Origin of the sequence: Bartonella sp. CL434QHHD (assembly GCF_042195145.1) — a bacterium.
Lineage (GTDB): Bacteria > Pseudomonadota > Alphaproteobacteria > Rhizobiales > Rhizobiaceae > Bartonella.
Genome location: NZ_JBHINT010000034.1, coordinates 103,613 through 118,447 on the forward strand (window position 1 = coordinate 103,613; position 14,835 = coordinate 118,447).

The 14,835-nt window shown below is 38.5% G+C and carries 5 protein-coding genes and 1 tRNA gene; 2 read left to right on the forward strand and 4 right to left on the reverse strand.

The genetic code is table 11. From position 1 onward, the window contains the following. Positions 1–30: 30 nt before the first annotated feature. The 4 genes from ACFILN_RS05345 to aroA form a co-directional block, all read right to left on the reverse strand. A complete protein-coding gene (locus ACFILN_RS05345; protein WP_375671038.1) occupies positions 31–8,601 on the reverse strand; it encodes a GH36-type glycosyl hydrolase domain-containing protein in 8,571 nt (2,856 codons plus the stop codon). Positions 8,602–8,829: 228 nt separating this feature from the next. Beyond that, positions 8,830–10,530: a 30S ribosomal protein S1 gene (gene rpsA / locus ACFILN_RS05350; protein WP_375641363.1), complete on the reverse strand. Its 1,701-nt coding sequence runs from the start codon at positions 10,528–10,530 to the stop codon at positions 8,830–8,832. A gap of 133 nt (positions 10,531–10,663) precedes the next feature. Beyond that, positions 10,664–11,311 (reverse strand): (d)CMP kinase, encoded by a 648-nt coding sequence (gene cmk, locus ACFILN_RS05355; RefSeq protein ID WP_375617510.1) that lies wholly within the window; start codon positions 11,309–11,311, stop codon positions 10,664–10,666. Next, on the reverse strand, positions 11,308–12,636 hold the full coding sequence (gene aroA / locus ACFILN_RS05360) for a 3-phosphoshikimate 1-carboxyvinyltransferase (protein WP_273790245.1): 1,329 nt from the start codon (positions 12,634–12,636) through the stop codon (positions 11,308–11,310). The genes cmk and aroA overlap by 4 nt, the downstream gene beginning before the upstream one ends. A gap of 187 nt (positions 12,637–12,823) precedes the next feature. On the opposite strand from aroA, the gene ACFILN_RS05365 reads away from it, so the two are divergent. Further along, the gene (locus tag ACFILN_RS05365; RefSeq protein ID WP_273790244.1) at positions 12,824–13,204 is read left to right on the forward strand and encodes a TIGR02300 family protein; all 381 of its coding nucleotides are present in this window, start codon (positions 12,824–12,826) and stop codon (positions 13,202–13,204) included. A 117-nt stretch (positions 13,205–13,321) separates the two neighbouring features. After that, positions 13,322–13,397 (forward strand) — tRNA-Ala (locus ACFILN_RS05370). Positions 13,398–14,835 lie beyond the last annotated feature (1,438 nt).

Consider the following 14,835-nt stretch of genomic DNA (forward strand, 5'->3'; position numbering starts at 1 on the left):
AAGTCTGCTCTCTTTTTTCATCTTTCATCTTTAATATTTGACAATACGTATAATTTCATGCTGACCTGTTTTTTGTAACTTTATCCCTGTATGAAATTCGGTATATTCTTTGCTATTAACATAGAGCATATTTTTAGGTCCCCATTTTACTTTAATGCTATAAACGGCATCATAAAACTTCATTGTTGCTTCATATTTTGGCCAAATAGAGGGTAAATGTGGCTGCAAAAACAAGAGGTCTCCCTGACGCTGTATTCCAAGAATAGCTTGTGTTGCGGCGCGATAAAACCAACCGGCTGAACCTGTATACCAAGTCCAACCGCCTTGACCACATCGTGGTTCAACAGCATAAATATCTGCGGCCATCACATAAGGTTCAACACGATAAATTTCAGGATCTTGTCCGTGGGTAATTGGGTTTATCATAGAAAATAAAGCATAAGCTTTATCGTTTTGTTCCATTTCAGCCAACGCAAAAATACTCCAAATGGCACCATGCGTGTATTGACCACCATTTTCTCGAATTCCTGGAGGATAACCTTTTATGTAACCAGGCTCGAGCGTACTTTTATCAAAAGGCGGCCAAAAAAGGCGAATGAGTCCACCTTTTTTATCATAGAGATGTTCCAGCATTGATGTCATTGCTTGTTTTTGGCGTTCAAGCGATGCCATTTGAGAAATGACAGCCCAAGATTGAGCAATGGTATCAATTTGACATTCATCATTGACTTTAGAGCCCAGAGGCGTTCCATCATCAAAATAACCACGTCGATACCAAGCACCATCCCAACCATTTTTCTCTAGGGATTTTGTTAAATGTTCAAGGTACGTACTCCATATTTGCATATGGCTATTGTCACCACGTTTTTTGGCTAAAGAGATAAATGCTTGTAATGTGTGCCCAAGAAACCATCCTAACCAAATGCTTTCGCCTTTTCCTTCCACACCGACCAAATTCATGCCATCATTCCAATCCCCACCTAAAATAAGAGGGAGACCATGTGGTCCGCAGCGTTTAATGGCAAGGTCTAAAGCTAAAGCACAATGTTCATAAACTGTTGCAACCTTTGAGGATTGGGTGGGTTGAAAATAAGCATCCTGTTGCCCACTTTTGAGAACATCACCTTCAATAAAAGGAATCAGCGTATCAAGAAAGGCATTATCGCCAGTGGTATTGACATAAAGAGCTGTTGCATATGCAAGCCAAACGATATCATCAGAAATATATGTACGAACACCAGCATTTGTGTCAGGCAACCACCAATGTTGCACATCACCTTCAAGAAATTGGTGCGCTGCTGCATTTAACAATTGTTCACGTGCTAATTGTGGTTCCAGCAATAACAAAGACAGGCTATCTTGTAACTGGTCACGAAAACCAAATGCACCACTAGCTTGGTAAAAGCCTGCGCGTGCCATGATGCGGCATGAGTAGATTTGATAAGGAAGCCAATGGTTGACCATAAGATTAAAAGAAGCGTCCGGTGTTTTGACTTGGAAAGGAGAAACAAAATCACTCCATTGCTGTTTTTGTTTTGTGAGCTGAATCTCAAAATCACTTGCACGTACTTGATTAAGTAATTTTTCAGCTTCTTGCCTATTTTCAGCACTGCCAAGATAGAAGATGATTTCTTTTGTTTGCCCTGGTTGAAGATCAATATCATAGGCGAATGCTGAACAAGGATCACATCCTGCTTCAATGGTATTCGAAAGAGCACCGGCTTTACGGATCGCATTTGGACGTGTTACGGTTCCCGTTGCACCAATAAATTCAGCGCGATTGGTCGTAGTGCTGGTTGGCATTTCGGATGCTGATAAAAATGTAACTTGTTGAGATTTCTCGATGTGATAGGGATTTTGAATAAAATGTGCACCCCATCTGGCCTCATAAGAGGAAACAATAAAGGGGGCATATTTTGTACGGATATTTCCCAAAACCCATTCAACATAATTATAAAGGCGTAAACTACGTGGTTTTTTCCCTTCATTCGTAAGGATAAGACGTGAAAAGCGAATAGGTTTTTCGGGATCAAGTGTATGAGTCAGTTCTAATGCGATTTCTGAATGTGTTGATTTAAAAGTTGAGAATCCAAACCCATGACAAGCCTCATAGACAATATTTTCGTCACATTCAACAGTAGAAACGGGTGAGAAACGTTTTAAAGACTGGCGATCAACCAGATAAAGAGCTTCTCCTGGCCGGTTAGACGTTGGATCATTCGCCCAAGGAGTTAGTTGATAATCGCGGCTATTGTTAGCCCAAGTAAAAATTGCACCTTCAGCAGAGACATGAAAACCAAATCTGTGATTAGCAATGACATTAATCCACGGATGTGGTGTGGTGGTACGTCCATGAAGACGTATTACATAATGATTGTGCTGATTAAAACCACCGTAACCATTCCAATATCTTAGATCTTCTCCATTTGGGAGAAAAGAGGATGGTTTTTGTTGGCTAATAAGACCAATGGAAGAAAAAAGATTTTGTTCAGTTTGTGTTGTAAATTGCTGTCCTTCGTTATATCTTGGCAAGTCTAATTGATCATAAGATTCTTGATAATTTTTATGAATTGTGAGATTAAAATCATTCTCATCAAGTCGTTTAAGTTGTTCAGATAAAGAGCCATTTTGGGCATCAAGAACGATGCGTGCTGATGCAAGAAGCGTTTTAAAACTCTGTTCACTCATTTGATCGCGTCGAAGCATGAAAATATGTTGGCGTTCATCTGCTTTTTGCGTGTGGTGATAATAAGTTTCACAGACCCACTCGAGAGCGCGTTGTGTACTTTGTATATAAGAAAATGTTTGTTCATTAAGAATGACCAAATCAACAATGAGTCCGCGCATACACCAATATTCGTGTGCTTTAAGGAGCTCGCGCAGTACGGTTATATTTCCCTCGTTATTTAATCTAAGAAGACAGAGTGGATTGTCTCCTGAGATAGACATGGGCCAAAGATCAGACTGTTTTCCTAGCGTTTTTGCTAATATTTCAGAAGGAAGACGCCACGTTCTTTCTGGATAGATAAGCGGTGTTGCATATTTTTGATAGATAATAGCTTCTTTAAGCTGGGTTCCGCTCTGATACAGTGCGACTTGTGAGCGCGTCCATGCCATTGAAAGTTCTTTTTGAAACATATCAGGTTGTCGATAATGTTTAATATGATTATTTAGCGCTTCTTTTGTATGAGCAGCAAAGGTCCAAAAAATAAGTTCTGCTTTTTCATGGGCTGAAATTTTTATACGGCATCGCAATGACATAACAGGATCAAGAACACAACCTTGACTGTTACTGAAACGAGCATTTTGGTCAAATGCAGCGGGCCGATGAATGGATCGCCCCCGACCAATAAACAGAAAGCGATCTGTTTCAGCTTCTGTCTCTTGGAGAATATCTGTTGTACTAGAAACAAAATGGGCAACATAGATTTCAGGATCACTAGGCGAGCGTTTGCGCCTTTTGGCAAAAATTGTTTTACCTTCTTCAGCAATTTCTGTCTCTATAAACATACGGGAAAAAACAGGATGAACTTGATCTGTATCCATCGTGGCAAGCGCTAATTCACCATAAGAAGTCACTTCAATGAATCGGTCTTTATTTGTCGTATTCATCAATTGAATACGTCTCCCTTCGCCACATCCTTCAGATGTAATAAGACATTCAAGTGTTGATTTAATACCATCAACCATTTTTGTATATTCAGCCTTTTCATCTGTAAAAATGCTGACAGCTTCTTCTTCAATAACACGTGTTGGCTCACCAGTAACAGACCACCACCGTCCACTATGCGTGTCACGCAAGAAGAATAAAGTACCTTGTTGATCTTCTGTTGCATCAGGAATAAAGCGCGTAATCACATAATCGTGCCAACGGCTGTAACCAGAACCATTCGCTGTTAACATGGTAGAATAAAAGCCATTAGACAAAAGTAAAGTCGCTCGTGGTTTGAGTAACGGGTTTGTAATAATGCGCAAAGGGGCTGCATCAAATGCTTGAGACTTATTGCGCATACGATTAACAGCTTTGGTATGAATAATAGGAATGAGATGAGGCGCTCTTTCCTGTAAGAGCAATTGTGTTGCCTCAATAAAGGGATCACGGTGAAAACGATCACGCATTCGCCCTTGAAAAATAACATTGTTAAGAGCAAGGATAGACATGCCATGATGGTGCGCATAATAATTGCGTACAACGGCGTATTTTTCCCCTGTTTTCACGCGTGAAGGGGTAAAATCAACAGAGTCATAATAACCATATGTTCCTAAAGCTCCAAGATCACGAAGTCGTTTTAAATTAGCGACAGCGTAAGCAGGAACATATTGTGCCGCTAGAAGGCTGGCATAGGGAGCAATGACAGCATTGCGTGAAAGACCACGTTGGAGTCCGAGGTTTGGAACACCAAAATGAGCGTATTGGTAATTCATTAAATGATCGCGAGCATTAAATGCGGCTTCTGAAATACCCCATGGTAATTCCCGTTTATGGGCATATTGTATTTGACAACGAATAATCAATCGATTTGTTTGATCCAGGAGAGACCCTAAAGGTTCATGCATTACGAGAGATGGCATAAGATATTCGAACATTGATCCAGACCATGATAGGAGTGCACCTTTCCCACCTATGGGTACGAGAAGTCGACCAAGACGAAACCAATGTTTAAGTTTTATATCTCCTTTTGCGATGGCAAAAAAGCTTGCAAGACGTGCTTCTGAAGCAAGCAGGTCATAACAATTTTCATCGAGTTTGTTTTCTTGAACACGATATCCAATGGATAAGAGATGCCGTTTAGGCTGTTCTAAAAAATCAAATTTCATATCAAAGGCTATTTGCCGTGCCACTATAGCCAGCCTGTTTAGTTTTTTACGTAATTTTTCAGTATCACAATGAGCAGTCGCATCATGATGATAAGCGTTACAGGTGTCGATAAGGCATTTAGCCCAAGAAAGTGCACGAGCAGATTCTATCGTTTGAATTTTGTGGTCAAGTTCATCGACTAAGTGCACAATATCGTGGGCTGCAAGTGAAAGATTTATGACGTGAGAAGGGATCGTATTTTCTTGTTCTATAAAAGTGAAGACAGAATCATGAAAACGAGTGATGTTTTCTTCGATTTTTTGGCGTAAAGAGCGTAAACAGGGTTGATGATCTGGAATTTCTCTGACAGTTTCTTCAAGAATAGCAAGAACATCCGATAAGCCTTCTCGATCACTTTGAAAAAAAAGAGGCGGTTTTTCAGCCCATTCACTTAACGCAGAAGAGAGTGTTACCAAATGACCGGCAAGATTTCCCGAATCAACGGTTGATACATAAGTAGGCAAAAGAGGCCTGAGTGTATCCGTTTCATACCAATTATAGAGATGACCACGGAACTTTTCCATTTTTGTAAGAGAGCGTAATGTACATTCAATACGGGTAATGGTCTCTTCAAAACCAATCCAGCCAAAATCACGTGCTGCAATAATAGAAAGGAGATAAACGCCAATATTCGTAGGCGATGTACGTTGAGCAACAAGAGGTTCAGGATCTTCTTGAAAATTATCGGGAGGCAAATAGTTGTTTTGTTCGTTGACAAAGGTTGCATAATAAAGCCATGTCCGCCGTGCAATAGAGCGGAGTTTTTTTTCATCTTTTGAAGAAAGATAAAGGCTATCTTGAAAGGTTGAAGGTTGACTCACAATCCAAGCAATAAAGGGTGAAAAAAACCATGCTATCCCAAAAGGTAAAGCAACCAAACTTGCAAAACTATCAGAAAAAAGAGGGAGTGCTATAGTAAGAACACCGATAAGCGATGCTGGTGCCATTGTAAAAACATAGAAACGTAAACTATTGGGCATTGATTTTGTTGCGGCAGAAGTTTTCCATTCAAGAAGATGCTGTTTTGAAATCGTCATACGATAGAGTGTACGAATAATCGCATCGGTCATAAAATACGCCGAATGAGCAAGAAACGTCGTTTTAAGAAATATATCAGCGCTTGTAAGAGCAATTTTGTTCCCAATTAATTGAAAATGTCCACGCAAAGAATGATCTATATTAGATGAGACAAGCGTTTTTAATACACATAGAATGGGTGAAATGAAGGAGCTAAACAACAAGAATATTTGCCAGACGATTGCACTCTTTAAAGACAAAAAAGCCCATCCTGCAAATGCTGCGATTAACCACATAAGTGGAGTGAGAGAACGACGTAAATTATCCTGCATTTTCCAACGCGTCACGAAACTTATTTGACGGTGGGAAAAAAGATAAGGCAAAAGCTGCCAATCACCGCGGACCCAACGATGATAACGCATAACATCAATATTGTAAGCGGTTGGATAGTCTTCAATAACTTCTATGCTACTTACCAGAGCAGTACGAGCATAACCTCCCTCTAAGAGATCATGGCTAAGAATAGTATTTTCTTTAATTTTGCCATCAAGCGCTTGTTCAAATGCATCAATATTATAAAGACCTTTACCGATAAAGGTGCCTTCTCCTAAAAGATCTTGATAAGTATCAGAAACAGCAAAAACATAAGGATCAATGCCACGGTTGATAGAAAAAACCCGTTGGAGAATTGATGTTTTTTTTCCTGTTGTAAGAGAAGGAATAATGCGTGGTTGTAAAATGCTATAGCCCTTTACAACCTTTCCACTTTGTGGATCAAAAACGGGATGATTGAGTGGATGGTTAAGCTTTCCAACAAGTTTCGCGACGCTCTCTGGAGTAAGACGTGTATCACAATCCAGCGTCATAACAAAACGGCAATCCATAGGAAGATGTGGATTGGGAGGATAAAAGCTTGTATTTTTATCGCCTCTTAAGAGCCGATTAAGTTCATGAAGTTTTCCTCGCTTTCGTTCCCATCCCATCCAACATTTTTCGCTTGCATTATAAAGGCGTCGGCGATGTAAAAGGAAAAAAAGCGGAAGTTCATCACGATGATAACGACTATTGAGTTTATCAATACTCTTTTGCGCATAGTGCAATAAATCAAGATCATCTTGCGTTTCTCTCAATGGAGCATCCACCCAATCTGTAATGAGCGCAAAATGAATGGCACCTTTAGGATTGGAAAGATAGTGCACTTCAAGATTGCGCACTTGTTCATCAACATTAGCGCGTGATGTCATCAAAGTAGGTACAACAACCATTGTCCGTGCATGTTTTGGAATACCTTCTTTATATTCATAACCAATGAGTTGTTTTGATGGGACAAACCACGAAACAACAGTGTTAAATAAAGCAAAAGAAGCATCAATAGCAGGAAAAAGCGCCAATACAGTAAAGCAAAAAGACATCCATTGTGTCATGCCAGATATTTGTAAAAGGGCGTAAATTACCAGCAAAAGAGAAAGCGTCAGAAAAGAGACAGGAATGGCGATGACTCTCAATTTTGAGCAACAGGAAGCGCGTGTCCATTTTATGAGAAAGTGCGGAATATATCCACAAGCCTTTTCAAATATGCCACGACCATCATCAACAAGGTACCACCCCACACAAGAATGATGAGGCATATCTTTAGAAGTGGAATTTGCCATTTCTACAACTTTATGTGCAACTTCCAGTTCACTAAGAGGCGAAAAGCGTGAAACTTTTTCAATGACTTGTCGATAAATATTGCGTGAGTGAGCATCAATTTCAGAAAAATCACTATTTTTACGCAAAATAGAATCGACACAACTCACTGTTTCAAACCATGCTGTCCAATCAACATCATCTATAGCTTTAAGAGCACGGATAATATTTCCCATGGTCACACCATCTGCTGCTTGTCGGGTATGTTCATCAGCTGTTGCAATCTCTAAGCTACTGCCTTGGCTTTTCAATTGCTTTTCAAGCCAAGTTAATGCTACGGTTGAATCGACAGATGCACTGCGCAGGCGATAGAATAAATGTGCTGAAAAAGTTGGATCAACAGTAAATGGTTTATACTGCGTAAAAAGAGAGTGTAGATTTGTTTTATTTTCTACAAGAGAGATTTTATCAGCTACTTGACTAGCAAGACGGCGCATATGTCGCGCTTTTTCGATACGGACTGAAAGACGACGGACATTTTCAATGAGCAGCATTTGCATAACAGAAGGAAGAGCCCACAATTCACCAATTGTGAGCGCACAAACTTCTTGAAATCCGTTGGTCATAGCAGTGAGTGTTTCTTGTGAAAAGCTGCTATCGGTATGCGCAATATAAAGCCAAGTTAAAGCAAAAATTCGTGGTATTCCCGCTTTGTGTGTAGAAAGAGGAAGTTGCTTTATGAAGGACTTGGGTAGATTACGACGTAGCTTTTGTATGGTTTTATCAATGGTGTAATGATTATCAATGAGCCATTGAGCAGAAGGTGCGATGGTTTCATCATTTCGGGCAGCAAAATCACTGGTGTGAAAGGCATGAAGAATAAGTTTAGCATTTTCATTCAATCTCTTGCGAAAATCTTCTACTCCTTCATATTCAGGGAGTAAAATTTCTTTACCAGAAGCTATATCATGCCCTAAGTTATAAAGATCTTCCTGTACCTTATAAATTGCACGAAGAGGAAAATCCGTATTAATAAAATGGTCTTTTTTCTCTTTTTGAGAAAAAAAGCACTTTATGAAAGGTCTTATGCACGTCATAATGTCCCATTGTTATTCAATTACATCGTTTTTTATTTAAATTTTAAGCATTTTATCTGAATAGTGAACCGTTGTTAGACAAAAAACAAACTTTTTGTTTTTATTTGCAAGCATTTATAATTTTTGTTTCAATAATTTAAAAATAAGCAGACAATTTCTTTAGAAAATAAAAAGGTCACTCCTAAAATGAGTGACCTTAATAATAACACTAACTTTAATGATTGATGATTAATCTTGTTCTTGTTTTTTCAAAGCTGCACCAAGAATATCACCAAGAGAAGCACCTGAATCTGTAGAACCATATTGTGCAACAGCTTCTTTTTCCTCTGCAATCTCTAAAGCTTTAATCGATACTGAAATTTTACGTGTTTTTTTATCAAATGCTGTGATGCGAGCATCAACCTTTTGCCCAATTGCGAAACGCTCAGGACGTTGCTCATCACGATCACGCGCGAGATCAGCACGCCGAATGGTTGTCTCAAGGTTGTGATCAATCAATTTCACACTAATGTCATTGTCGTTAACAGCAATCACTTCGCATGTTACAACAGCACCTTTTCGCAATTCGCCAGAAGCAGCTGCTTCTCCAACTTTATCGCTGGAAAGCTGCTTAATTCCAAGAGAAATGCGCTCTTTTTCAATGTCAACATCAAGGACCACAGCCTTAACGATATCGCCTTTATTATAAGTATCAATAACTTGTTCACCAGGACGGTTCCAATCAAGATCAGACAAATGAACCATACCGTCAACATCGCCTTCAAGCCCAATAAACAGACCAAATTCTGTTTTATTTTTAACCTCTCCTTCAATTTGCGAATTGACAGGAAATTTATTGGCAAAAGCTTCCCATGGATTTTCAAATGTTTGCTTTAAGCCAAGAGAAATACGCCGTTTAGAAGGATCAATCTCAAGAACAACCACTTCTACTTCTTGTGATGTAGACAGAATTTTTCCAGGATGAACATTTTTCTTTGTCCAGCTCATTTCAGAAACATGGATAAGCCCTTCGATTCCTGGTTCAATTTCAACAAAACCACCGTAATCAGTAATGTTGGTAACAGCACCCGTAATTTTTTTACCAATCGGATACCGGACACTGATGCTTTCCCAAGGATCACTTTCAAGCTGTTTCATTCCAAGAGAAATACGGTGCGTGTCTTGATTAATGCGAATAATCTGAACTTTAATCGTTTGGCCAATTGTGAGCACCTCAGATGGGTGATTAACACGCCGCCATGCCATATCTGTAACGTGCAAGAGACCATCAATCCCACCAAGATCAACAAAGGCACCATAATCTGTAATATTTTTCACCACACCTTCAACGATTTGGTTTTCTTCAAGATTTTGTACGATTTCTGAACGTTGCTCAGCGCGACTTTCTTCTAAGACAGTGCGACGTGAAACCACAATATTGCCACGACGACGATCCATCTTCAAAATTTCAAAGGACTGTGAATTATGCATGAGGGGTGAAACATCACGAATGGGACGAATATCAACTTGGCTGCGAGGCAAGAAAGCAACGGCACCATCAAGATCGACTGTAAAACCACCTTTTACTTGGCTAAAGATCACTCCATCAACGCGTGCACCAGCATTGAATTTTTCCTCCAAACGGACCCAACTTTCTTCGCGCCGTGCTTTTTCACGCGATAAAACAGCTTCACCCATCGCATTTTCAATGCGTTCAATGTAAACCTCAACTTCATCGCCAACTTGCAAAGAACCATCTTTTGCTTTAGCTCCAAATTCTTTGAGAGGAATACGTCCTTCGACTTTAAGACCAGCATCAATAATGGCCATGTCTTTTTCGATTGCAATAACACGACCTTTAACAACAGATCCTTCATTAAGATCATTAGTTTGAAAAGATTCTGTTAAAAGGGCTTCAAAATCCGCTGTTGTGGGATTGTATTGTGACATAAGAACTCCTAATATATACCTTGTATTATAAGGTATGAGCGCTGGGTTAGTGTTAACATAAGCAACTTCTTAGCCTTTTTCCTTGAATAAAGGAAAAAAAGTTAGCGCTAGGCTGGAAGTTACCTTAACGAATTTATCCAATTATATGCATTTTTATGATTGGATCAATAAAACTGCATGCAACTTCAAATGTTGCTTCTATACTCAATTCTGACGTATCAAGCAAGTGGGCGTTTTTTGCTGGTTTTAATGGACTTTGTTTGCGCGTTATATCGCGACTGTCGCGCTGTTCAAGTTGAGCTAGGATTTCATGATAATTTGCTTGAACACCTTTTTTTAAAATCTCTTGGTAGCGACGTTTGGCGCGTGTTTGGACATTGGCTAGAATATAAAACTTGATATCGGCATCAGGACAAACAATAGTTCCGATATCACGCCCATCAAGCACACAGCCGGGCAAAACTTTAGCAAAGTTGCGTTGTTTTTCGACAAGAATTTTGCGTACAGCAGGATTAATTGCTATTTTTGAAGCCGCTTCACCAAGTTCATGAGAAGAAAGAAGAGAAGGATTTAAGGTATTAAAATCAAGTTCTTTAGCATAAATAATAGCATTTTTTTCATCATTAAGAGCTAAATTTTGTTGTAAAAGCGTATGAGCAACACTACGATAAGTAAGACCAGTATCGAGATGCCGAAGGCGATAATGTGCAGCAATTTTGCGTGCTAAGGTTCCTTTGCCTGAGGCTGCAGGTCCATCAATGGCGATAACAAAAGGCTTCAAGCGATTTTTCCCCCAAGTTGTTTTATAAAAGGAATAAATTCTGGAAAGCTCGTAGCGATCATTCGTTTATCATCAATGGTAACAGGTTTTTCTGATACAAGCCCAAAAATGAGAAAACACATAGCAATTCGATGATCAAGATGTGTGGAGACATGTCCACCACCCAAACCTTTGGCAGAACCTTTTCCATAAACAATAAGAAAATCTTGACCTTCTTCACAGTCTACGCAATTAATTTCGAGTCCTTGAGCAACAGCAGACAGTCGATCTGATTCTTTTACACGCAACTCTTCAATTCCTAGCATTACTGTTTTGCCTTCTGCAAAGGCTGCTGCTACTGCCAAAGCAGGATATTCATCTATCATCGATGGAGCACGTTCTTTGGGCACCGTAACGCCTCTAAGGACCGATGATTTTATCCGTAGATCAGCAACATCCTCTCCACCTGTTTGACGTCGGTTCAAAAATTCAATTTGAGCACCCATTTCCCACAATGTTTCGATAAGTCCTATTCGAGAGTTATTTATCAAAACATTTTCAATGGTGATATCAGAGTCTTCTACAAGAAGGGCTGCGATAATTGGAAAAGCAGCAGAAGAAGGATCCCCCGGAATATGAATCGTTTGTCCAGTAAGATGGGGTTGACCATTAAGATGAATCAAACGCGCACCTTCGTTATCTTTTTCTATTTCAAGTTGCGCACCGAATGCTTTTAACATTTTTTCCGTATGATCTCGTGTCAGAACTGGTTCAATAACAGTTGTAATGCCAGCGGTATTGAGTCCCGCAAGCAGGATTGCTGATTTAATTTGGGAGGAAGCTATTGGAACACGGTAACGAATCGGATTAGCCATTTTCGGACCATAAAGCGTTAAAGGAAGATGATCGTCGCGCGTTGCCTCAATTTCAACCCCCATGAGACGCAGTGGATCAAGGATACGTCCCATTGGACGTTTAGAGAGAGAAGCATCACCAATAAAGGTTGTTTTCATATGATACGGACCAACCATTCCCATAACCAAACGAGCACCTGTTCCAGCGTTTCCAAAGTCTAAAGGTTTTTGTGCTGCTAAAAGGCAACCATTCCCTGTTCCTCGTATGATCCAGAAGTCATCTTTTTTAATAATACAGGCACCCATAGCTTGCATAGCAGCAGCTGTATTGAGTACATCAGCGCTTTCAAGTAATCCATGAATATATGTCTCACCACTTGCTAATCCTCCCAATATAAGAGAGCGGTGAGAGATTGATTTATCTCCTGGTATTTGAATTTTTCCAGAGAGACTACTCGATTTATAGGTGGTTATAGGGATTGCTTTTTGCATGGAAATTCTATTTAATTCTATCTAACTTTTATGAAATTGTGCATCCTTTAGCACATGCTTTAAAAGACGTCATGAAAAAATCACTGTGGAACAGTGTATTTATCTTTGACAAAGGTATTATTTTTCGATTAAGCACCATAAAATTTATCTTTTAATGGAATAATAGTTAATCAAAGAGGCACGGTTTATGGCAAAACAAGAACTTGGAACTAAACGTGTTGATCCAGAAACAGGAAAAAAATTTTACGATCTAAATCGCGATCCTATTGTGTCGCCCTATACAGGAATTTCTTATCCGCGTTCTTACTTTGAAGTTGCAGCAGCTGAAGCAAACAATGAGGAAGAAGTTGATACTGAAGAGCTTGATACAGCACTTGAAAAATCTGCTTTTATGCTTCTTGAAGAGGATGATGAGGATTCTAAAGATGACGATCTTCCTGATTTAGAAGATAGTGATGTAGATCTTGGTGATGATGATGATACATTTTTATCTCATGATGGTGACGATGAAGATGATGACGTTACTAATATTCTCGGAGGCGGTGTTTCTAATGATGACGATGCTTAAGAGAAATAAAAAAGGACATCTTTTCCATTGAATGTAAATTCTTCTTGATCTTCAACTTTGATCGTTCTAGAAAAGTTGGAATTGTATACTGTCCTTTTGGAAAAATTTGTTTTTATAGGGGCTATAGCTCAGCTGGGAGAGCGCTTGCATGGCATGCAAGAGGTCAGCGGTTCGATCCCGCTTAGCTCCACCAAAAGGACAAACTGTTCTATCAAGGGAATCAATTATAATAAAGGATGTGTATATCAATTTAAAAGGTTTATGTGCTATTTAATCATAATTCCAATAGCGCCTGTTCCTTGCATTTAATGATATTATAATACATTTTTAATCATTTGTTGGATTATAAAATTTTACTGTCGTAACCGTGAAAGTAGATAATTTTTTATGCTTTGCACAGAAATAGAAAATGAGCTGTTTAACCTATGCCTTGTCTTAAAGGACAAAATTTGAATTTCCTTTACCACAATATTTCCACAAAATCATAATATGTTGGCTACCGATATCTTTTTAAAAGGTATGAAGTACTTAAACAAAGAGTAGAGAATAAAATATTAAAATATACTTCTCAATTATTGAAAATTAGAGCTTTTTTTGAGTATTTTTAATCTGATCAGATGTCCTGCCAAAAAAATTACTCACTTTGATTAGCATCTACCTGCTCAATACTAAGGTATATTAACGCTTAAATAATATATTGAATCAATTATTTTTTTCCTTGCGCACCACAAGAAAGGTTGAGGTGTGAGAGCAAAGTAGCGCCATCTTTATTGTGCTAATTCCCAATGTTGGCGATAATTCTTACATTTTAGAATGTTCATAAAAAACATTTTTAGTCTTTTCTTTCACAGTTTTTATCCACATGCCAATTGCGCTTGTTATGTGCAAGCCAATGGATTTATTGATTCAACCTCAAGAGATCTGAAACGATAAAACCCTACGTCATTCGAAATTCTTACTTTAATATGAATAACGATATATTATCTTTATAAATCAATATGCTTAAACAATTAAGAAAAAGAATAAAAATGCTTCTCATAAATATTCCCAAATGCAAAAGCTATCACAACATTGGAGACTGACTTGTTACTTCATAGGCGCTACAAATCTTTCTCTGAATACTCCCTACCCTGAATATTCATTGTGTGTAAAGTTGCATATACCTTATCATCCTATAAACGATAGTGTTTTTACAATACAATAAGATAACTTCTTTCAATTAAAATGGACTGGATGGACGAGTATGTTTTATTTCATACAATACTAAATATACTTAGTTCTTTTGAGGACTGTAGCGCCCTCTTTATACAAAACAACGTTTTTTCGTTTAATGCATTTCTCGTTTTTTTATATTGAATATTTTACCCTTTTTATGATGCCCGAATTGCATTTGTTTTAATTGCTATTTTATACGCTTAACAAAGAAAATATTCATATAATAATCAGCCAGTAATACGCATAATGAAAATAAAAAATGATATTATATTTTAAAATTTTTCTTCAATAACCTCTAGTACTTAGCCCAATGCGAAATGCCAGCGCTAAATAGAAGATAGTTTCCATTGTAAATTTTTTAAACAAAGGAGGTAAAAATGTCGAGAGTATCTTCAAATATATTGTGTATTGCAAAA